Source organism: Epibacterium sp. HA2-3, assembly GCF_055693725.2.
The window spans coordinates 1,440,443-1,459,383 of the sequence record NZ_CM172490.1 but is presented as its reverse complement, the minus strand read 5'-3'; the positions used below and the strand labels follow the sequence as shown (position 1 = coordinate 1,459,383).

At 59.6% G+C, this 18,941-nt stretch carries 19 protein-coding genes; 15 read left to right on the top strand and 4 right to left on the bottom strand.

The window, feature by feature from the left end; all coding sequences use genetic code 11:
• Positions 1-48 precede the first annotated feature (48 nt).
• From ACZ1HH_RS06755 to miaA, 3 genes are all read right to left on the bottom strand, one after another.
• Positions 49-1,716 (bottom strand): ABC transporter substrate-binding protein, encoded by a 1,668-nt coding sequence (locus ACZ1HH_RS06755; RefSeq protein ID WP_011538753.1) that lies wholly within the window; start codon positions 1,714-1,716, stop codon positions 49-51.
• Positions 1,717-1,976: 260 nt separating this feature from the next.
• On the bottom strand, positions 1,977-2,807 hold the full coding sequence (locus ACZ1HH_RS06750) for an AraC family transcriptional regulator (protein WP_472636208.1): 831 nt from the start codon (positions 2,805-2,807) through the stop codon (positions 1,977-1,979).
• Between the two features lie 179 nt (positions 2,808-2,986).
• Complete coding sequence (gene miaA, locus ACZ1HH_RS06745; protein ID WP_487320433.1) at positions 2,987-3,850, bottom strand: tRNA (adenosine(37)-N6)-dimethylallyltransferase MiaA; 864 nt, start codon at positions 3,848-3,850, stop codon at positions 2,987-2,989.
• A gap of 153 nt (positions 3,851-4,003) precedes the next feature.
• Between miaA and pyrH the strand changes: the two genes are divergently transcribed.
• The 13 genes from pyrH to lpxB all read left to right on the top strand — a co-directional run bounded on the left by pyrH (position 4,004) and on the right by lpxB (position 16,396).
• On the top strand, positions 4,004-4,753 hold the full coding sequence (gene pyrH / locus ACZ1HH_RS06740; RefSeq protein WP_011538750.1) for a UMP kinase: 750 nt from the start codon (positions 4,004-4,006) through the stop codon (positions 4,751-4,753).
• A 176-nt stretch (positions 4,754-4,929) separates the two neighbouring features.
• Entirely contained in the window at positions 4,930-5,493 is a 564-nt protein-coding gene (frr, locus tag ACZ1HH_RS06735) for a ribosome recycling factor (protein ID WP_011538749.1), read from the top strand.
• Positions 5,494-5,502: 9 nt separating this feature from the next.
• Positions 5,503-6,273, top strand: coding sequence for an undecaprenyl pyrophosphate synthase (gene uppS / locus ACZ1HH_RS06730; protein WP_011538748.1), 771 nt, complete (start codon positions 5,503-5,505; stop codon positions 6,271-6,273).
• Positions 6,270-7,067, top strand: a complete 798-nt coding sequence (locus ACZ1HH_RS06725) for a phosphatidate cytidylyltransferase (RefSeq protein ID WP_472636206.1) — start codon at positions 6,270-6,272, stop codon at positions 7,065-7,067. Before uppS ends, ACZ1HH_RS06725 begins: the two co-directional genes overlap by 4 nt.
• A 47-nt stretch (positions 7,068-7,114) precedes the next feature.
• On the top strand, positions 7,115-8,287 hold the full coding sequence (gene dxr / locus ACZ1HH_RS06720; RefSeq protein WP_472636205.1) for a 1-deoxy-D-xylulose-5-phosphate reductoisomerase: 1,173 nt from the start codon (positions 7,115-7,117) through the stop codon (positions 8,285-8,287).
• A 4-nt stretch (positions 8,288-8,291) separates the two neighbouring features.
• Positions 8,292-9,644, top strand: a complete 1,353-nt coding sequence (gene rseP, locus ACZ1HH_RS06715; RefSeq protein ID WP_472636204.1) for an RIP metalloprotease RseP — start codon at positions 8,292-8,294, stop codon at positions 9,642-9,644.
• Between the two features lie 139 nt (positions 9,645-9,783).
• The gene (locus ACZ1HH_RS06710) at positions 9,784-9,912 is read left to right on the top strand and encodes a hypothetical protein (RefSeq protein WP_011538744.1); all 129 of its coding nucleotides are present in this window, start codon (positions 9,784-9,786) and stop codon (positions 9,910-9,912) included.
• Between the two features lie 209 nt (positions 9,913-10,121).
• Positions 10,122-12,458 carry an outer membrane protein assembly factor BamA gene (gene bamA / locus ACZ1HH_RS06705; RefSeq protein ID WP_472636203.1) on the top strand — a complete coding sequence of 779 codons (2,337 nt, stop codon included), beginning with the start codon at positions 10,122-10,124 and terminating at the stop codon, positions 12,456-12,458.
• A gap of 95 nt (positions 12,459-12,553) precedes the next feature.
• Positions 12,554-13,099: an OmpH family outer membrane protein gene (locus ACZ1HH_RS06700; RefSeq protein WP_416368444.1), complete on the top strand. Its 546-nt coding sequence runs from the start codon at positions 12,554-12,556 to the stop codon at positions 13,097-13,099.
• 63 nt (positions 13,100-13,162) lie between these two features.
• Positions 13,163-13,645 carry a 3-hydroxyacyl-ACP dehydratase FabZ gene (gene fabZ / locus ACZ1HH_RS06695; RefSeq protein WP_005617880.1) on the top strand — a complete coding sequence of 161 codons (483 nt, stop codon included), beginning with the start codon at positions 13,163-13,165 and terminating at the stop codon, positions 13,643-13,645.
• Entirely contained in the window at positions 13,645-14,430 is a 786-nt protein-coding gene (gene lpxA / locus ACZ1HH_RS06690) for an acyl-ACP--UDP-N-acetylglucosamine O-acyltransferase (RefSeq protein ID WP_011538741.1), read from the top strand. Before fabZ ends, lpxA begins: the two co-directional genes overlap by 1 nt.
• A gap of 13 nt (positions 14,431-14,443) precedes the next feature.
• Complete coding sequence (locus ACZ1HH_RS06685) at positions 14,444-15,232, top strand: LpxI family protein (RefSeq protein WP_472636202.1); 789 nt, start codon at positions 14,444-14,446, stop codon at positions 15,230-15,232.
• Between the two features lie 3 nt (positions 15,233-15,235).
• A complete protein-coding gene (gene lpxB, locus ACZ1HH_RS06680; protein WP_472636201.1) occupies positions 15,236-16,396 on the top strand; it encodes a lipid-A-disaccharide synthase in 1,161 nt (386 codons plus the stop codon).
• A gap of 67 nt (positions 16,397-16,463) precedes the next feature.
• Here the strand turns inward: lpxB and mnmA are convergent, their stop codons facing one another.
• A complete protein-coding gene (gene mnmA, locus ACZ1HH_RS06675) occupies positions 16,464-17,609 on the bottom strand; it encodes a tRNA 2-thiouridine(34) synthase MnmA (RefSeq protein WP_416368442.1) in 1,146 nt (381 codons plus the stop codon).
• A 157-nt stretch (positions 17,610-17,766) separates the two neighbouring features.
• On the opposite strand from mnmA, the gene sciP reads away from it, so the two are divergent.
• Together sciP and ctrA are read left to right on the top strand one after the other, a co-directional pair.
• Entirely contained in the window at positions 17,767-18,045 is a 279-nt protein-coding gene (gene sciP, locus ACZ1HH_RS06670) for a CtrA inhibitor SciP (RefSeq protein WP_011538737.1), read from the top strand.
• A gap of 125 nt (positions 18,046-18,170) precedes the next feature.
• On the top strand, positions 18,171-18,890 hold the full coding sequence (gene ctrA, locus ACZ1HH_RS06665; protein WP_011538736.1) for a response regulator transcription factor CtrA: 720 nt from the start codon (positions 18,171-18,173) through the stop codon (positions 18,888-18,890).
• Positions 18,891-18,941 lie beyond the last annotated feature (51 nt).

The following is an 18,941-nucleotide window of genomic DNA, read 5'->3' as shown; positions in this document are numbered from 1 at the left end:
GGTCCGAAAAACGGATTGGGGACAGGCCTTTAGGTAAAGGTGGCGCGATCAGGCAGCCCAGCCCCATTTGTAGTGATGGTGCTCGTAGGAGATATGCATATCGGCACCGCGCACGCCTTCGCGCATGTGACGAAACAGGGATTTCCAATAGGGCTGGATGGTGACACCCTCGTCCTGGATCATCTTCTGACCTTTGGCGACGACTTCGCGGCGTGCGTCGGCATCGGCGATGGCAAGCGCGTCGGCCAGGATCTGGTCGAACTCGGGGTTGGACCAGCCGAATTCGTTCCAGGCCTCACCTGAACGGTAGGCCAGGGCCCAGATCTGAACCCCCAAGGGACGGTGGTTCCAGTTGGTCGAGCTGAACGGATATTTGGTCCAGTCATTCCAGAAGGTCGATCCCGGCAGCACGGTCCGCTTGACCTTGAACCCCGCGTCACGCAGCTGGGCAGCGACCGCATCGGTGGTGTTCTTGCGCCAGTCATCGTCGATGGAGAAGAGCTCATGTTCGAAATCCATCATGCCGGCTTCTTCCATCAGCGCGCGGGCGCCATCGGGATCAGCCGCCTCTTTAGGGAGCTCGGCATATTCAGGATGCGCCGGGCCAACGTGATGGTTTTCCGCAGCAACACCGCGGTTGCCATAGCCAAGCTCCAGGCAGACATCATTGTCCACCGCCATCTGCAGCGCCTTGCGCACGCGTTTGTCGGCATAGGGGGACATGCCGTCCACCTCGGCCAGCTGGTTGGGACGCACTACGATGGTCGCCATGGTGACGACTTCGGATTTCACGAAGCCAAGCGAGTCCATCAAGTCGATGAATTCGCCAACGGATTCATAGAGCATATCGACTTCTTCGGATTCCAGCGCTGCCAGCCACGACGACGGATCGGTGCCGAAATCGATGTATTCGATGCTGTCGAGCGCCGGCTTGCCGTAGATCGCTTCACCCCACCAGCTGTGGTTCTCATTGCGCGTGAGCACGCATTTGACGCCGACTTCGAGCTCGGAAATCAGATAGGGACCGGTGCCCACGGCGTTTTGCGCATCATCCGCGCTAAAGCTCGCATGGGTGATCGCTGCCGGATAATCCGCCATGCCCGGAATGATGGAAATGTCGGAGTTAGGCAGTTTCAGTTTCACGGTGTGGCTGTCTACCACCTCGATCGCGCCCTCGATGGCTTTGCCGGTGTCGGGATCGACAAGCGTGGCAAAGCGGCCAGCCATGGAGTTGCCTTCCATGTCCTTGTCGCACCAACCTTCGATGTTGCGGGCCACATCTTCGGCGGTAAAATCGTCGCCGTTGTTCCATTTGACGCCCTTGCGAACGTTCAGGGTGTATTCATCGGCGCTGTCATTCACCTGCCAGCTCTCCAGGAGCATCGGGGTGAAGGAGCCGTCGTTGTTGTATTCAACCAGGTATTCAAGCGTGCCACGCGCCTGGTTGCCGATTTCGGACCAGTCGAAGGTGCGGGGATCCTTGAGGCCGCGCACGCTCATTTGCACACGCAGGGTGCCGCCTTCTTTCATGTTGTCCGCCGCACGGGCAGGGGCGCTCAGGCCGATCATCCCATAGGCGGCGGTGGCCGAGACACCAAGCGCTGTCGCACGGGTCAGGAACTCGCGGCGCGAGATCTTGCCCGCCTTCAGTTCCTGCGCATGCATCTCAGCCGCCCAATGATGGGTCGTCGAGCTCTTGAGTTTGGTGGTGGTCATATATTTCTCCCTGTACTAGAGCGTCGTTGGGCGGCGACCTTCCCATGATGCGGCTGTGCGATCTGCGGTCGATCCAAAATGGCACGCATCTTACGGAGGTGTTTGATTTGTCATATGGTTCCCCAACATCACTATACGGCACCAGTTGGGCGGACAGGTCAATGCACAGTATCGGCATTAAGATGTCTAAATGCGACATTATCGGCGTCGCTTTTGATAAAAAGACACTTGTGTCTAGAAACTGGGCGTTCTGAAGCGATTCAGGGATTCCGACCAGAGGCAAGCTGAGCGCCATGTGCCTTCTTGCGCAGATCGCTTGGGGTGCTGCCCGTGTGCTGGGTAATGAACCGGGTGAAATAGGCGGCGCTTCCGAAACCGAGACTTTGGGCAATGTCTCGCATTGGCAAACGTGTCGAGGCAAGGAGGCTCCGCGCCGCGTGTAACTGCCGCTCGGTGAGCAGCGCTGCGGCGGTCTTGCCGGTCTCCTGCTTGCAAACGCGCGTCAGATGCGTCGGTGTCACGCCAAGCTCTGACGCATGGCCCGCCATGTTGAACGCCCCTTCGGCGTCTTGCGCCAGCCGCGCACAATAGGCGCGGCAGAGCCTGCGCGCTGCCGTGGGTTTTCGGTTCTCGGGCGCTCTGACCCAGAGCCGTTGCAGGTGGATGCCCACCAGATCAGCATAGCTCGTGATGGCTTTGGCGGTGTGGTCATCCGCGACCTGCTGCTCGCGCAAGGCCGCGTCAAAGAGCGCATTGATCCGCCCCTGCTCCTGCATGTCGTTTATGCGGATCTGCATCGGGGTTTCAGGAAGGCCGCTGGGGATGTCTTCGCCGATGCGCAGGACTTGCCCAATGCATTGTCGGCCCAACTCGAGCGAGAACAGTGTTCGCGCTGGTATGCACAGGGCCGTATGAGGACCAAAGCCGCGACACTGCCCATCCAACAACACGCGGCCTTGACCGCGGGTGATCCAGATCACCAGATGGCAGTCGCGCTCATGGGCCAATTCAACCTGCCAGGCCCCTGCGGACATCAGCTGCAAAAGCGGTCGTACGTCCAGCGGTCCACGGATCTTGGGGTCAAATGGCATTATGAGCAGTCTTAAATTCCTAGCGTGATCGGCCCGAGACTGACGCCTGCGGCTGATTCGATCAAATTCTTTGCAGGATTTGGCCAGAGCAGGCGGAAAAGCGTGCGCCGGGCTGCGAAATTCTGTGCAAGCTTTGGATCACGCCGCGCGAAAGCGGGTTCAGATTGTCCAGGCTCAGATCATGCCTGCGGCGAGACCCTCTGCCAAGATTTCATTCGGGCGCGGAACCAAGTGCGCTGCCGCTTGGCATATTGCCGGGTCGCAACTGAGGCGCGTTCCTCTGCTTGCTCTAGGGTGAGTGCGCCACTCAGATGCGCCATCAGTTCCGGGACGCCGATCGCTTTGCAGGAGGGAAGCGCGGGATCATACCTGTCCTGCATGGCGCGCGCCTCCTCGAGCGCGCCTTGGGCAATCATCATGGCAAACCGACGCCGAATACGCGCTTCGAGCCAGTCGCGCTCTGCTTCGACCACCAGCGCGGTACAATCCTTGGCAGGCAAGAGCGGCGGCGGTGTGTCATCCTGCCACTCGGCGAGCGGGCGTCCTGTGGCGCGCAGCACCTCCCAGGCGCGTTGCACACGCGCACGGTTTTGCATGTCGATGCGGGCGCGCGTCTCTGGATCGAGATCTGCGGCGAGCGTTTCGAGCGACAGAGTATCCGCCTCGGCGCGCACTTCGGACGGGGTTGCGGGAATATCTGCCATCCCCTCTGTAAGCGTCAGAAAATAAAGCCCGGTGCCCCCAACAATGATGGGGCGCTTCGTGCCCTTCAAGAGCGGTGTGACATCGCGCAGCCAGTGACCGGCGGAATAAAGTGTGTCATAGCTCAGATGACCATAAAGCGCGTGCGCTGCGCGGGATTCGTCTTCTGCCGAGGGGCGCGCGGTCACAACCCGCCAGCAGTCATAGACCTGGCTTGCGTCGGCATTGACGATCACGCCACCGCTGTGTTCGGCGATGCGCAGCGCCAGCTCGGATTTGCCAGATGCGGTTGGACCGGCAATCAACACGGGCTGATCAGCTGGGATTTTATCAATATCCAACAAGGTTTTGCCCTGCGCCTTTGCTTGCCGTTGCCGCGATGAGGTCGCTCTACTTAAGAAGATTGGCAATTATCCGGCTGGCCGGATTGATCCTCGGCGGGTTTTGCTTCATTTTGCCGCGAGTTTTAACCCCGACATATCGCGGAGCGCAACATGCCCCAGAGCCCAGAGCAGCCGGACGTCTCATCGACCGTAAGTTATAACCGTGTGATGCTGAAAATTTCCGGCGAGGCCCTTATGGGAACGCAAGGGTTTGGTCTGCATCCGCCGACCGTGCGCAGAATCGCCGAAGAAGTGAAATCTGTGCATGATCTCGGCGTCGAGATTTGCATGGTGATCGGGGGCGGCAATATCTTTCGCGGGCTTTCGGGCTCGGCACAGGGGATGGAGCGGACCACCGCCGACTACATGGGGATGCTGGCCACCGTGATGAACGCGCTGGGGATGCAGTCCGCCCTTGAGGATCTCGGGGTGTTTACCCGCGTGATCTCGGCCATCCGCATGGATGAGGTCGCAGAGCCCTACATCCGTCGCCGCGCCGTGCGCCACCTGGAAAAGAAACGGGTCTGCATTTTTGCTGCGGGCACCGGTAACCCCTATTTCACCACCGATACCGCCGCGACCCTGCGCGCCAATGAGATGAATTGCGAAGCGATCTTTATGGGCAAGAACGGGGTGGACGGGGTCTATGACAAGGACCCCAAAACCAACGAGGACGCCAAGCGCTATGACAGCGTGAGCTATGACGATGTACTCGCCAAACGCCTGAAGGTCATGGATGCCTCGGCCATCGCGCTGGCGCGGGACAACAACCTGCCGTTGATTGTCTTTGGCCTGGACGAGCCTGGCGGATTCCGCGGCGTGCTTGCGGGCGAGGGCACCTATACCAAGGTACACGGTTAAACCGGCATCGGGCGAGAACTTGCAGCACGCGCCAGCCGCAGAGGCGCGTGTTTTGCGTGCAATTTCACCAAGTTCCGAAGGTTTCGCGGGTGTTTGTCCGCCGAGATCGCTATACAATCTATACATGATGGCGTAAGAGCCATCCTCAAGACCGCCTCAAGCAAGGGGAGAGCAGAATGTCTGAAGAGTTTGAACTGGACACCGATGATCTGAAACGCCGCATGGACGGCGCGATGGCGAATCTCAAAACAGAATTTGCGTCGCTGCGCACCGGTCGCGCCTCCGCGTCGATGCTGGAACCGGTGATGGTGGATGCCTACGGGTCGATGACTCCGATCAACCAAGTGGGCACCGTGAACGTGCCCGAGCCGCGTATGGTGACCATCAATGTCTGGGACAAGGGTCTCGTTGGTAAAGTTGAAAAAGCGATCCGCGAGTCGGGCCTCGGTATCAACCCGCAGCTTAATGGCACCATCATCATGTTGCCGATCCCCGAGTTGAACGAGGAACGCCGCCGCGAGTTGACCAAGGTTGCCGGCCAATATGCCGAACACGCCCGTGTGTCGATCCGCAATGTGCGCCGCGACGGGATGGATCAGATCAAGAAAGCCAAAGCCGACGGCATGTCCGAGGACGACCAGAAATTCTGGGAGACCGAAGTTCAGGAACTGACCGACAAGATGATCAAGGCCGTGGACGCTGCGCTGGAGACCAAGCAAGCCGAAATCATGCAGGTTTGATCAGCTCAGATGTCACTCGTCACAGATAGCGCAACGCCGCGTGCGGCTGGTGCGGGAGATCCTGCACCGGGCGTTGGTGACGGGCCGAAACATGTAGCGATCATCATGGATGGCAATGGCCGCTGGGCGCAGGCGCGCGGGCGGCCACGGCTGTTCGGGCATCATGCGGGCGCGCGACGCGTGCGGGAAGTGGTGGAATGCTGTCCGTCGCTCGGGATCAAGTATCTCACGATTTTTGCCTTCTCGACTGAAAACTGGAAACGCACACAGGTCGAGGTTGCAGGCCTGATGAGCCTGTTCCGGCGCTATATCTCCAAGGAAATGAAGGCGCTGGCGGCAAAGAACGTGCGCGTGCGTTTCATCGGAGACCGCGTGCGGCTCGACACCAAACTGGTGCAGCTGATGGATGCGCTCGAGCTCGAAACCGCAGGCAATGACGGCACTCACCTCACCATTGCGCTGAATTACGGCGGGCGGGATGAGGTGGCACGCGCAACTCAGCGTCTGGCACAGGATGTGGCGGATGGGCGGCTGGACCCCAGGGACGTCGATGAAGAAACCCTGCCGCGCTATCTCGACACCCATGTGCTGCCGGATCCGGATCTGGTGATCCGTACGTCAGGTGAGGCGCGGATCTCGAATTTCTTGCTGTGGCAGTCCGCCTATTCTGAATACGAGTTCATCGACACGCTCTGGCCTGATTTTTCATCCGAAGAACTGGCGCGCCTGTGTCGCAACTTTGGCAATCGAGACAGACGGTTCGGGGCCACCAAGAAATGAAAACACCTCTTAGCGCGCATGCCTCCAAGGCGAACCGTTGGGCCGATCTCGGACCGCGTACGGCCTCTGCGGTCGTGCTGGTCCTGTTGGGCGGCGCTGCGATTTATCTCGGCAACCTTGCGTTTGCCCTGTTTGTGTCCCTGAGTGTGGGCGCGGTTTTCTGGGAAGTCACCCGGATGTATCGCACCGATGGGAGCCTCCTTGCGCTTGGCTTTGGCGCGCTGGCTGCAGCTGCGGTGTGCGTTGCGTCAATCGTGCCGCTGTTTCTCGCGCTCTTGGTTCTCGCGGTGCCGATGGTGGTTGGAACCCGCATCCTCGAAGAGCGCAACCTCTCGTTTCTGGCGATCCTGGTCTGGGTGCTTCTTGGCGGTTTTGGACTGATTTGGATGCGTGAGGGCATGGGAGTCACCTGGACCATCTGGCTGATTTCCGTCGTCGTTGCGACGGATGTGGCAGGGTACTTTGCTGGAAAGACGTTCGGCGGACCGAAACTCTGGCCTGCCGTCAGCCCAAAGAAGACCTGGTCCGGCACCTCTGGCGGCTGGGGCGCTGCAGCAGGCGTGGGGCTGGTCTTTGCGCTCTTTGTCGGTCTTCCCTGGAGCCTCGTTTGGATCTCGGTTCTTGTGTCGATGGCAAGCCAGGCTGGTGACATCGTGGAAAGCGCGGTCAAACGCTACCGGAACGTCAAGGATTCAAGCCAGATCATCCCGGGACATGGCGGTGTTTTTGACCGTTTTGATGGCATGCTGGGCGCTGGAGCACTCTGTTTCCTGATCGCCATCATCTGGGGATGAACCTGCCCCAACGCGGGGCGCGGGGGCGGGTGATGCATGGGGTCACTATGAAAAAGATATCGATCTTTGGGGCAACGGGATCAATTGGTCAGAGCACCATTGACCTGATCCGCCGCGCCCCCGGCGCCTATGACGTGGTGGCGCTCAGCGGTGGGCATAATGTGGCGCAGCTGGCGCGTGACGCCATTGAACTGCAAGCAGATATAGCGATCACGGCGCATGACGCCCGGCTTGAGGAGCTGCGCTCCGCGCTCGCGGGCAGTGGCGTTGAGGCGGCTTCGGGCGCGGCGGCCCTGGTGGAGGCCGCAAGCCGTCCTGCGGATTGGATCATGTCCGCTATCGTGGGCGCTGCGGGTCTTGCGCCGGGCCTCAAGGCGCTGGAGCAGGGCACGACGCTGGCGCTGGCCAACAAGGAATCCCTCGTCTGTGCGGGCGCGCTCTTGATGCAGACCGCTGCAGATCACGGCGCGCGGATTTTGCCCGTGGACAGTGAACACTCAGCTGTGTTTCAGGCGCTTGTCGGCGAACGTATCGAAGAGGTCGAGCGTATTATCATCACTGCGTCGGGCGGTGCCTTTCGGGACTGGCCGCTGGAACGGTTAAAAACGGCAACATTGGCCGAGGCCTCGTCTCATCCCAATTGGGACATGGGTCAGCGGATCACGATCGACAGTGCGTCGATGTTCAACAAGGCGCTTGAAGTCATTGAAACCAGAGAGTTCTTTGGTGTTGCGCCTGAGCAGATCGAGGTATTGGTGCATCCACAGTCGCTGGTTCATGCGCTGGTCGGATTTCGCGATGGTGCGCTCATGAGCCACCTTGGCGCGCCGGATATGCGCCATGCCATCGGCTATGCGTTGCACTGGCCGGACCGCAATGCGCTGCCGGTGGCGCGGCTCGATCTGGCCGCAATCGGCCAGCTGGAATTTCGCGCGCCCGATCTTCAGCGCTATCCGGCGCTGAGGCTTGCGCAAGAGGTCATGCGGCGTGGCGGGCTGAGCGGGGCGGCCTTCAACGGCGCCAAGGAACGCGCGCTCGATCACTTTATCGCGGGGCGCATTGGTTTTCTGGACATGGCCAGCCTAACTGAAGAGGGACTGGCGACGCTCGAGGCCCAACCGGGCCTTATTGATGCCTCAATGACACTTGAAAACGTCACCCGAGTTGACGATCTGGCGCGTAGGGCGGTGGATCAGGTCGTGACGCAACGAACAGGATAGAGTTTTGGACGCAGTATTTTTGGTCTCGCAACTGGGCGGGCTCCTTTACACGATCGGCAGCTTTGTCGTGGTGCTTTCGATCATCGTGTTCGTGCATGAATACGGTCATTACATCGTGGGGCGTTGGTGCGGCATTCACCCTGAGGTCTTCTCGCTGGGGTTTGGCCCGGTGCTGGCCAGCCGGGTCGACAAGCGCGGCACCCGATGGCAGCTGGCGGCCTTTCCGTTTGGCGGGTTTGTGAAATTTCTGGGCGACGCGGACGCGGCCTCTGGCAAGGATGCCAGCGCGATTTCGGCGGCCGAGCGCGACCCTGAACTGCTGCGCAAAACCATGCATGGCGCGCCGCTCTGGGCGCGGGCGGCAACCGTGGCGGCGGGTCCTATTTTCAACTTCATCCTTGCTGCAGTGATCTTCACAGGCGTCAACCTGAGCCGAGGTCAGATGCAGGAGCCTTTTGCAGTGGGCGAAATCAAGCCACTGCCCGCAGAGAGCTACACCCTTCAGCCTGGTGACGAAATCCTGTCGGTCGCAGGGATCGAGACGCCAGATTTTTCTGACGCCGTTGCTTGGGGCGCCTTCGAGGGCGGCCTGCCAGTGGAAAAGGTTCTGGAGTATCGCGTTGTGCGCGACGGTCAGGAAATGATCGCCCGCGGGCCCTATCTCACCCCAAGCCTCGTCTCCGGTGTGGCGCCGCGCAGCGCGGCATCTGACGCAGGCCTGCGCGAAGGCGATGTGATCGTAAGGGTTGATGGTGAAGAGATCTTTGCCTTCTCCCACTTGAAGGAACGTGTCGAGACCGGTGCGGGTGCGCCCTTGGAGTTGACCGTCTGGAACGCGGGCCAGACACGCGAGGTGACACTGACGCCACGCCGAACCGATGAACCGACAGCCGATGGCGGGTTCCAGACCAATTGGCGGATCGGGATCGCCGGCGGGCTTGCCTTTGAGCCTGCGCGCGAGTCGGTCTCGCCTGTGGCCGCCGTCGGGCAGGGTGTTACACAGGTCTGGATCATGATTGAACAATCCCTTTCGGGTCTGAAACACATGATCACGGGTCAGATCAGCACCTGTAATCTCTCTGGCCCGGTTGCGATCGCCGAGATTTCCGGAACTCTGGCAAGCCAGGGGGCGATGAATTTCATCTGGTTGATTGCGGCGCTGTCGACAGGGATTGGTCTTTTGAACCTTTTTCCAGTGCCGGTGCTGGATGGCGGTCACCTGGTTTTCTTTGCCTATGAGGCCGTGACCGGGAAGCCCCCGAATGATCGCGCGATGCAGATCCTGATGACGATCGGCCTGACCGTGATCCTTGGTCTGATGATCTTTTCCGTCAGCAACGATCTTTTGTTCTGCTGAGACTGCGCCATGGCGCTTGGGCGGGATGGGGCAGTCTTGCCTCGTTCCCGCCCAGATCTCGCCACAAATCTTTCCTAGCTTCTCTTTGGGTGAGTGATTCCGGCGGCTGCCGGACCATAAGTGAATCTGGGGAACTTTCATGCATACGCTGCAGCGATCTTATGAAGGTCTGGACCTTCTGGTCCGCCTGAACATCGACCGCGTCCTGTTTGTGGGGGCGATCTCTTTTGCTATTTTTGCCGGGGTCTGGATCGGCTCTTTTCTCTGATCAGAGGGCGCAGCCGCAGATTTCTGCGAAGCCAAAACAGCTTAGGCAAAATTTCAAAGCAGCGGCTCCACGCCTGCTGCTTTTCTTGTTTTTGACAACGGGGTTCAAACCCGGTACGCAGCTTATCAAGCTGCTATAATAATTGGGTATAATTGATGGTCTGGGGGAAAAACGCGGCATGTGCCCGCGATGCGCGCCGAGAGGGCGCAATGTCCGTTTCTTTTAAGGGCTTTCTGGGAACCACCGCGCTTTCTGCGGTGCTGGCGATTGGGCTTGGGATCGCGCCGCTGCCGGCGCAGTCTCAGGAATTCCGGTTCACCAATGTACGCGTCGAGGGAAACCAGCGCATTCAAAGCTCGACCATCGTGGCCTATACGGGCCTCTCGCGAGGAGAGCGGGTGAGCGGTGGTGAGCTCAACGATGCCTACCGCGGCGTGTTTGACAGCGGTTTGTTCGAGTCTGTCGAACTGGTGCCCCGTGGCAATACGCTCGTCATCAAAGTGGTGGAATTTCCCACCATCAGCCGGATCAGTTTTGAGGGCAACAAACGCCTGAAGGACGACGCATTGGGCGAGGTGATTGAATCCTCACCGCGCCGTGTGTTCAGCGCCGATCAGGCAGAACGCGATGCGGGCGCAATTGCTGAACTCTATCGCGCGCAGGGCCGTCTGGCCTCTCGGGTGACGCCGCGCATCATCCGCCGCAGCGACAATCGCGTCGATCTCATCTTTGAGATCTCCGAAGGCGATACCGTCGAAGTCGAGCGCGTCTCCTTTGTCGGCAACCGCGCGTTCTCGGATCGGCGTTTGCGGCGCATCCTTGAGACCAAACAGGCCACATTCCTGCGGGCTCTGATCAACCGCGATACGCTGATCGAGGATCGCATCCAGTTCGACCGTCAGGTGTTGACCGATTTCTACCGCTCGCGCGGCTACGTCGATTTCCGGGTCAACAGCGTCAATGCCGAAGTCACAAAGGAGCGCGATGCGGCCTTCCTCGTGGTGGATGTGACCGAAGGCCAGCAGTTCGAGTTTGGTGAGATCACCGTCACCAGCGAGTTTGCCGATGCAGATCCGGATCTCTACCGCAGTAAATTGCGCCTGAAGCCGGGCGTGACCTACTCGCCGCTGTTGATCGAAAATGCGATTGAGACGCTCGAGCAACTCGCGGTGCGTCAGGGGATTGATTTCCTGCGGGTGGAGCCGCGTGTCACGCGCAATGATCGGGATCTGACACTCGATGTTGAATTTGCAATGGTCCGCGGACCGCGGGTCTTTGTCGAGCGCATCGACATTGAAGGCAACACCACCACTCTCGACCGGGTGATCCGTCGACAGTTCCGCATTGTTGAGGGCGACCCTCTCAATCAGCGCGAAATCCGCAACAGCGCCGAACGTATCAAGGCTCTGGGCTTCTTCTCGGAATCCGAGGTGGATGTGCGTCAGGGCAGCACGCCAAGCGAGGTCATTGTTGATGTCGATGTGGTCGAGCAACCCACCGGTTCGTTCAACCTTGGTGGTTCCTACTCGGTGGACGACGGGATCGGGGTGGCAATCGGGATTTCCGAAAAAAACTTCCTTGGACGCGGTCAGCAACTGTCGTTCAATATTTCGACCACAGAAGACACCGAAGCCTACAATCTGCGCTTTGGCGAGCCCAAGCTTCTCGGCCGTGATCTGCAGTTCGCCATCGACCTCGGTCTGAGCGAAACAGAGTCGAGCTACTCCGAGTATGGCACCAAAGAGGTGGTCTTCCGCCCATCCATCACCTTTGATGCCAGCGAAACCACATCGTTGCAGTTGCGGTATGGGTTTGAGCAGGACGAGATGGAAAGCCGTGGTCTCGACAGCAACAATCAACCTCTGGTTGGTCCGGTGCTTCAGCGCGAGATCGCAGAAGGCAAGCGCACGACAAGCTCCATCGGGGCGACCTTCACCTATGACAGCCGTCGCACCGGTCTCAACCCAACGGCCGGGTTCCTTGTCCAGAGCGGCATCGATTATGCGGGTCTTGGTGGGGACAATGAATACATCCGTGCCACCAGCAAGATCGTGGCGCAGAAGCTTGTGTTCAACGAAGAGGTCACTCTGCGCGCCACCGTGGAAGCAGGCTATCTTGGCTGGCTCGGTGACAATCGCAGCCGCACCATCGATCGCTTTCTTCTGACTTCGGACACTCTGCGTGGCTTTGAGCCTGGCGGGATTGGTCCGCGTGATATGAGCGGCTCTTACGACGACGCGCTCGGCGGCAACCTTTATGCGGTCGCGCGTTTTGATGCGGAGTTCCCTCTGGGCCTGCCGGAAGAGCTCGGCCTGCGTGGCGGTCTCTTTTATGACGTCGGCAACCTCTGGGGGCTGGAAGATTCCAACGCTGATTTCGGCAGCAATGTCGTCGGACGCGACGGCTCCTTCCGCCATGTCGTCGGCTTTTCGCTTCTCTGGACCACGGGCCTTGGACCATTGCGGTTCAACTTCTCCAAGGCACTGGTCAAGGAAGACTTCGACAAGGAGCGGAACTTCGACCTGACCATTCAGGCGCGGTTCTAATCCCGTTGCGACGTCTGATCTCAACACATCTGCTTTGGGCAGTGGGGCTGAGTGCCCTGCTGCCCGCAGCAACTTTGACGGCACAGGAACCTCCTGTGGCCACCGTGCCGGGGATTGGCCTTGGGGGCTTTTCGCCAGAGCAGAATCTCGGCATTCCCAAAAGCCTGATCCTGACCATCCATTCCGATCGGCTCTATTCCGAGAGCGCCTATGGCCAGCGGATCGCGCGGGAGATGGAAGGACGCAGCGCCGTGTTGATGGCGGAAAACCGTCGAATCGAAGCTGAGCTCAGAGCCGAGGAACTGGATTTGGCAGAGCGACGCGCCACCACCGACCCGGAGGCGTTCCGCGCCTTGGCGCAGGCCTTTGATCAGAAGGTGCAGGAAACCCGCACGACCCAAGAAGCAAAGTTTGTGGAAATCACCACCGCCAGAGACGAGGCACGGCGGGCGTTTCGACAGACGTCGATCCCGATCCTCGAGCAGATCATGGCAGAAACCGGAGCTGCTGCGATCCTTGAACAATCGACCGTGCTTCTGAGTGCTGACGCCATTGATGTCACCGACCTCGCCATCACGCGGATCGACACCATCCTCGGCGAAGGCCTCGATGCCCGCGAACCGGACAGCAATCAGCCCTGAACTTGCCCGAAGGGGCGGCAATTGCTACCACACATATCTGACGAAACCAATGGAACGTGACCCATGAGTGCTGACGCCAATCCCGACCTCAAGAGCGCCGATATCGGCCTGATTCAACAGATTCTGCCGCATCGCTATCCGTTTTTGCTGGTGGACAAGGTGGTCGATATCGACGGCTATCAATCCGCGCGCGGCATCAAGAATGTCACCATGAACGAGCCGCATTTTCAGGGCCATTTCCCCGGTACTCCGATCATGCCCGGTGTGACCATCGTCGAAGCGATGGCGCAGACCTCTGGTGTGATGCTCGGGGTTGGCATGGATCTGATCGGCACCGATATGCTGATCTATTTCATGAATATCGACAAATGCAAATTCCGCCGCAAGGTTGTTCCCGGTGATGTGCTGGAAATGCATGTGGAGACGGTGCGCGGCAAACCCGGTGGCAAGATCTTCAAGTTTTCCGGTCGCGCCACCGTTGATGGCGAACTCGCCGCTGAGGCCGAGTTCACCGCGATGATCGACCGGGACGGAAAGGACGGCTGATGAGCACGATTCACCCCAGCGCCATTATCGAGGATGGCGCCAAAATCGGCGAAGGCTGCGAAATCGGCCCCTTTTGCATCGTCGGCGCTGAGGTGGTGTTGGGCGACCGCGTGGTGCTGAAGTCCCATGTGGTCGTGACCGGCGACACGGAGATCGGCGATGACACGGTTGTGTTTTCCTTCTCTGTGCTGGGCGAGATCCCGCAGGATCTGAAGTTCAAGGGCGAGAAGTGCCGCACCGTGATTGGCAAGCGCAACCGCATCCGCGAGCACGTGACCGTGAACGCGGGCACCGAAGGCGGCGGCGGCGTGACCCGGATCGGGGATGACGGGCTGTTCATGGCTGGCTGCCACATCGCCCATGACGCGCAGGTGGGCGACCGTGTGATCGTGGTGAATTCTGCCGCAATTGCAGGGCATTGTGTGCTTGAGGATGACGTGATCATCGGCGGGCTGTCGGGCATCCATCAATGGGTGCGCATCGGCCGCGGCGCAATCATCGGCGCTGTCACCATGGTGACGAATGACGTTATTCCCTACGGTCTCGTGCAGGCCTCGCGCGGCGAATTGGATGGGCTCAATCTTGTGGGCCTGAAACGGCGCGGTGTGAGTCGCGCGGACATCACCGCCCTTCGTGCAGCCTTTCAGATGCTGGCGCAGGGCGAGGGGACGTTCTCCGAACGCGCCCGCCGCTTGGGCGATGAAAACGACAGCGAATATGTGCAGGAAATCGTGGCCTTTATCACCGGTCAGAGCGACCGCCACTTCCTGACTCCCGGCGGCTGAGAAAGGTCCGATTATGATTGCACTCATTGCTGGTCGCGGTGCCTTGCCTGCGGAGCTCATCGCACGTCTGCCCGAGCGCCCAATGGTTTGCGCGATGTCCGGATCAGAACCGGATCAGGTCGAGGCGGATGTGACCTTTCGCCTCGAACAGCTTGGCAGCTTTCTGGAGGAGCTGAAGTCCAAAGGGATTACGCAGGTCTGCATGGCCGGGGCAGTGACACGGCCACAGATCGACCCAAGCGCGATTGATGGCGCAACCTTGCCGCTGGTGCCCGTGTTGCAAGCGGCAATCGCCGCAGGCGACGACGGCGCCTTGCGTGCGGTGATCGGCATTCTCGAACAGGGCGGTTTTGAGGTGAAGGCCGCGCATGAGATCGCGCCAGATCTTCTGATGCCCGAGGGCGTGCCCACCAAGGTCAAACCAGGCGAGATCGACAAGGCGGATGCTGAACGTGCCGCCGTGATTGCCTTTGGTCTGAGCGCCGCAGACATCGGTCAAGCCTGTGCCGTGCGCTCCGGGCAAGCGATTGCGATTGAAACGCTTTTTGGTACCGACTGGATGCTCGAAAGCCTTGCGCAACGCCCAGACGGGCAGGGCGGTCTGTTCTACAAGGCCCCAAAGGCCGGGCAGGACAGGCGCGCGGATCTGCCCACCATTGGACCGGCAACCGTCGCTGGTGCAGCACGGGCTGGACTAAACGGGATTGTTCTCGAAGCGGAGGGCGTGATTGTGCTCGACCGAGAAGAGGTGGTGGCCGCCTGCGACCGCCACGGCCTGTTCCTCTGGCTGCGCGAGGCCTGAGCCTTGGGCCTCAGGGTGTTTGTCCTCGCGGGGGAGCCTTCGGGTGACCGCCTTGGCGCGGCGCTCATGCGGGGCCTTAAAACGCTCGCGCCCGACGTTTTCTTTGAAGGCGTCGGCGGCAGTCTGATGCAGGCCGAGGGGCTCAGGTCGCAATTTCCCATGGAAGAGCTGTCCGTGATGGGGATTGCCGAGGTCTTGCCGAAGTATTTCGACCTCAAGCGCCGCATTCAGGAAACCGCCGATGCGGTGGTGGCGATGCAGCCTGACGTAATGATCACCATCGACAGCCCTGATTTTTCTCTGCGGGTGGCAAAGTTGGTGAAAGACGCCAGCGATATTCGCACCGTCCATTATGTCGCCCCGTCGGTCTGGGCGTGGCGGCCGGGGCGCGCGACAAAGATGGCGAAGGTCATCGATCATGTGCTGGCACTGTTGCCGTTCGAGCCGCCTTATATGGAAGCCGCCGGGATGGAGTGCGATTTTGTCGGCCATCCGGTTGTGGCTGAGCCCAAGGCGAGCGAGGCGGAAATTGGAACGTTTCGCGCGGCGTTTGATCTGGGCGATGCGCCCGTTCTCTTGGCGCTGCCGGGCTCTCGGCGGTCCGAGGTGGAGCGCCTTGCTGATGTGTTCGGTGCAGCACTTGCACAGTTCAAAGCCAAACACCCCGACCACCGGATCGTTGTCCCATCCGCATCACATGTGGCGCCTATGGTGCGCGAGGCACTCGCGAATTGGCCTGCGGACAGCCTCGTGCTGGATCCGGCGGATCATGCGCCCGCAGAGTTTGCCGCGCACAAGCGCGCAGCCTTTGCCACTGCCGATCTGGCGCTGGCTGCGTCTGGGACTGTCTCGCTCGAATTGGCTGCGGCGGGTACACCGATGGTGATTGCCTACAGGTTCAACTGGCTCACTTGGCAGATCATGAAGCGCATGGCGCTGATCGATACGGTGACTTTGGTCAATCTGGTGAGTGAAACTCGCGTGGTGCCGGAATGCCTTGGTCCCGATTGCACCGCCGAAACCATTGCGGCGCGTCTCGATCAGGTGTTGATGTCACCCGAGACGCAGCAAGATGCCATGCGCCTCACAATGGAACGAGTGGGGGAAGGCGGTGACGCGCCGGGGCTGCGTGCCGCCCGCGCAGTTCTCGCGCGGCTCCCATAAGCCTGAGCCTGCCCTTTGTGTATCATGCAATAGAAAAGGGAGCCCGAAGGCTCCCGCATTTTTTGGTTTACTGACCCTTCCAGATCCAGCCGCCGCCAAAGATTCGGCTGCCATTGGGGTCGTAGAACACGCAGGCCTGACCGGGCGAGATGCCTTCTTCGGCAGAAAAGAGCTCCACTTCGGCCTCTGTCTCTGAGATCGGGCGGATGATCGCGTCGCGCGGCGGGCGGGTGGAGCGCACTTTGACGCTCAGGTGCCATTCGTCACGGCTGGTAAAAGGTGCATCGCCCAACCAGTTGATTTCGCGCACGGGCACCCGGCGGGTGGCCAGCATTTCCTTGGGGCCGACGATCACCTGTTTCTGGTCCACATCAAGCTTCACCACGTAGAGCGGCTCGCTGAGGCCCCCGATGCCAAGACCGCGGCGTTGACCGATGGTGTAGTGAATCACCCCGTTGTGTTCCCCCAACACGCGGCCATCGGCATGCACGATCTGTCCGGGTTCAGCAGCACCAGGACGCAGTTTCTCGATGACCGAGGCGTAATCGCCATTGGGCACAAAGCAGATATCCTGACTGTCCGGTTTATCAGCAACCGACAGGCCATACTGCGCCGCCATCTCGCGGGTTGCGTCCTTGGAGGGCAAATGGCCCAGCGGGAATCGCAGAAAATCGAGCTGCTCTGGTGTGGTGGAGAACAGGAAATAGCTCTGATCGCGGTTGGCATCCTCGGCAGAATGCAACTCCGGCCCGTGTTCCCCCATCTTGCGCTGGATATAGTGGCCGGTCGCCATGCAGTCAGCCTCCAGATCCTTGGCCGTTTCCAGCAGATCCTTGAACTTCACACGCTCATTACAGCGGATGCAGGGCACCGGTGTTGCGCCCGCCAGATAGCTGTCAGCAAACTCGTCGATGACGGCATCCTTAAAAATGTTCTCATAATCCAGAACATAGTGCGGAAAGCCGCGTTCCTCTGCGACACGGCGTGCGTCGTGAATATCGATGCCCGCACAGCAGGCGCCTTTTTTCGCAAGCGCCGCGCCGTGATCATAAAGCTGCAACGTCACACCCACCACATCATAGCCCTGATCGGCCAAATATGCAGCCACAACAGAGCTATCTACGCCGCCAGACATGGCGACGACGACACGCGTCTCGGCGGGAGATTTTGCAAAACCTAGCGAATTCACTGGTGCCTCGTTGTCCAGCGCCATGGCGTACTCCTTACGAGTCGAGTGGGGAAGATGGAAAGCATCGAAGAATATAGGAAAATGCTAAGTATTCTCAAGGGGCCGATTTCACTTCGCGTTAAGGCCTCCGCGCCACTCTGCCCGTATCAAGCTGAATACGCATCCTAGTAAGGGCATAGCGATGTTTTTAAAGAAAGTTGATGGCCCCCGTGCGGTCACTCTGCCGGACGGAACAGTCATGACTCGGGCGGATTTGCCGCCTCAGACCACGAAACGCTGGGTTGCCTCGCGCAAGGCGGCCGTTGTGCGCGGAGTTTTGTACGGATTGATTCCCCAGACCGAGGCATTGCGCCTCTACAACCTCAGTGAAGAGGAGTTCAGAAGCTGGGTTGCCGCCGTTGCTGATCATGGCGAAGACGCATTGAAAACCACGCGCCTAAAGGATTTCCGTAATCCTTGAGGTAAAAACCGCCGCGTTAACTTGTGTGATCCTAAAAAATTAACCAACATGGTAACGAGACATTAACCTTTTCGCAGCAAGGTTAACGCAACCTGAGGACAACAGAGTACAGGCGGAGACCTAATATGCGCATTCTTCTGGTCGAGGATGATCCCACGACAGCGAAAAGCATCGAGCTGATGCTGACTCATGCGAACCTGAACGTTTACACCACGGATCTTGGCGAAGAGGGCATAGACCTGGCCAAGCTCTATGACTACGACCTGATCCTTCTGGATCTTGGTCTGCCGGATATGAACGGCCATGAGGTTCTGCGTCAGCTGCGTTTGTCGCGTATTGAGACCCCGATCCTGATCCTCTCCGGTGCTGATGACACCGAGAACAAGATCAAAGGCTTTGGCTTTGGCGCGGATGACTATCTGACCAAACCCTTCCATCGTGAAGAGCTGGTCGCCCGGATCCACGCGATCATTCGTCGCTCGAAAGGGCATTCGCAGTCGATCATCAAGACGGGCAAGATCTCGGTTAACCTTGACGCCAAGACCGTTGATGTCGAAGGGAAATCTGTGCATCTCACTGGTAAGGAATACCAGATGCTCGAGCTGCTCTCGTTGCGCAAGGGCACAACCCTGACCAAAGAGATGTTCCTGAACCACCTCTATGGCGGAATGGACGAGCCCGAGCTCAAGATTATCGACGTCTTTATCTGCAAGCTGCGCAAAAAGCTCAGCACAGCAACCGACGGCGAGAACTATATCGAAACCGTCTGGGGCCGTGGCTATGTGCTGCGAGATCCGCAAGAAGATCTCTCCGCTGGTGGGCCACGCATGGCGGTCGGCGCCTGAACGTCAGACGGGCCATCATAGCCCATTCATTTAAAAACCCCGTCGGGCTGA

Coding starts and splice junctions, on each gene's coding strand:
- ACZ1HH_RS06755 (WP_011538753.1), bottom strand. CDS start 1,716: ATGACCACCACCAAACTCAAGAGCTCGACGACCCATCATTGGGCGGCT.
- ACZ1HH_RS06750 (WP_472636208.1), bottom strand. CDS start 2,807: ATGCCATTTGACCCCAAGATCCGTGGACCGCTGGACGTACGACCGCTT.
- pyrH (WP_011538750.1), top strand. CDS start 4,004: ATGCCCCAGAGCCCAGAGCAGCCGGACGTCTCATCGACCGTAAGTTAT.
- frr (WP_011538749.1), top strand. CDS start 4,930: ATGTCTGAAGAGTTTGAACTGGACACCGATGATCTGAAACGCCGCATG.
- uppS (WP_011538748.1), top strand. CDS start 5,503: ATGTCACTCGTCACAGATAGCGCAACGCCGCGTGCGGCTGGTGCGGGA.
- ACZ1HH_RS06725 (WP_472636206.1), top strand. CDS start 6,270: ATGAAAACACCTCTTAGCGCGCATGCCTCCAAGGCGAACCGTTGGGCC.
- dxr (WP_472636205.1), top strand. CDS start 7,115: ATGAAAAAGATATCGATCTTTGGGGCAACGGGATCAATTGGTCAGAGC.
- ACZ1HH_RS06710 (WP_011538744.1), top strand. CDS start 9,784: ATGCATACGCTGCAGCGATCTTATGAAGGTCTGGACCTTCTGGTCCGC.
- bamA (WP_472636203.1), top strand. CDS start 10,122: ATGTCCGTTTCTTTTAAGGGCTTTCTGGGAACCACCGCGCTTTCTGCG.
- fabZ (WP_005617880.1), top strand. CDS start 13,163: ATGAGTGCTGACGCCAATCCCGACCTCAAGAGCGCCGATATCGGCCTG.
- lpxA (WP_011538741.1), top strand. CDS start 13,645: ATGAGCACGATTCACCCCAGCGCCATTATCGAGGATGGCGCCAAAATC.
- ACZ1HH_RS06685 (WP_472636202.1), top strand. CDS start 14,444: ATGATTGCACTCATTGCTGGTCGCGGTGCCTTGCCTGCGGAGCTCATC.
- mnmA (WP_416368442.1), bottom strand. CDS start 17,609: ATGGCGCTGGACAACGAGGCACCAGTGAATTCGCTAGGTTTTGCAAAA.
- sciP (WP_011538737.1), top strand. CDS start 17,767: ATGTTTTTAAAGAAAGTTGATGGCCCCCGTGCGGTCACTCTGCCGGAC.
- ctrA (WP_011538736.1), top strand. CDS start 18,171: ATGCGCATTCTTCTGGTCGAGGATGATCCCACGACAGCGAAAAGCATC.